At 40.5% G+C, this 1,254-nt stretch carries 1 protein-coding gene; it reads right to left on the reverse strand.

Annotated elements, in window-relative coordinates; translation table 11 throughout:
- Positions 1–726 (reverse strand): DNA polymerase Y family protein (locus tag EGI31_RS14695; protein ID WP_255037939.1); only part of this gene is annotated, 726 nt, incomplete at its 3' end.
- Positions 727–1,254: the final 528 nt, after the last annotated feature.

Raw genomic sequence — 1,254 nt, forward strand, 5'->3', positions numbered from 1 at the left:
TATGGATTTTCGTTCATGAAATTCCACCACTGGGCTGTCGTCTATGCCGTTTGATTTTTCCCAAATCGTCAGCCCGTTTTTTCCCAAGACCCGCTCCATCATTTCCATGGGCATTTGTTGCACGGTATGTACTTTTTTTATGCCGAGGTTACAGAGCGTCTGAAACATTTTTTCGCCCACTGAGGGTATTTTCATGATAGACAAAGGAGCTAGAAAGGGCTTTTCGGTGCCAAAATCTATTTTTATTTGGTTGTTGGGCTTGGCTTCACCTGTGGCTACTTTCGACACCGTTTTGTTTATTGACAAGCCAAACGATATCGGCAGACCGCTCTCTTTGATCACCTTTTGGCGGAGTTCGCTCGCAAACTTATAGCAGCCAAAGTGTTTGTCCATGCCGGTGAGGTCTACGTAGAACTCGTCAACACTTGCTTTTTCTAAAACTGGCACCCGCTCGCGGAGGATGTCTGTTACCAGTCGAGACTCTTCGCTGTAAACGCCTGCATTGCCTTTTATTACGGTGGCTTCGGGGCATAGCATGCGGGCTTGTTTCATGGGCATGCCGGAGTGTACACCAAACCGCCGCACTTCGTAGCTGGCTGCTGATACTACTCCACGGTCGCCCGTACCGCCAATTATTATCGGTATGCCCTTGAGTTCGCTGTGGTGTTTTCGTTCAACAGACACAAAAAAAGTATCGAGATCTAAATGCAATATTGATCGTTCCATTGTATTGAAAAACATAAGTAATAAGTATTCATTTTTTCCCTTCGGCAACACTTGTTTGGCAAAGAGAGCATCAAATGTATTTCAATAAATTTTCTGCTACAAATTTTAGTGTTGATTGCTAAAAAAATAAGAATATATAAAATTGTGACATTTAAAATATTTATAATCAATACATTATAAATATTATTAAATATGAATTTATTCGGAAAAACCAGAAGCGATTTGGTAGAATTTGTAGCAAAATCAACCCAAAAGTATAGTGAAAATAGGAGAAAACAGCTGGTGGTCAATGGCTCCTAAGAAATCCTCAAAAAAGGTCAGACCGCTAGGTCGGACCTGCAAATATCCATATCAAAATAAGACGTCAAAGTCTCTCACCAAAAACGGTCAGACCGCTAGGTCGGACCTGCAAACACGCCCCGAAAATCAAAAAATATTTAAAAAGGAATTTCTATTTCAACCCGTTGTGCGGTTTAAATAAATAGAAAAAGGTTGTACATATAACTGAAATTCAGTAACTTAAAGAAA

It is taken from the genome of Lacihabitans soyangensis (assembly GCF_024343775.1).
In the GTDB taxonomy this organism is placed as follows: Bacteria; Bacteroidota; Bacteroidia; order Cytophagales; family Spirosomataceae; genus Leadbetterella; species Leadbetterella soyangensis.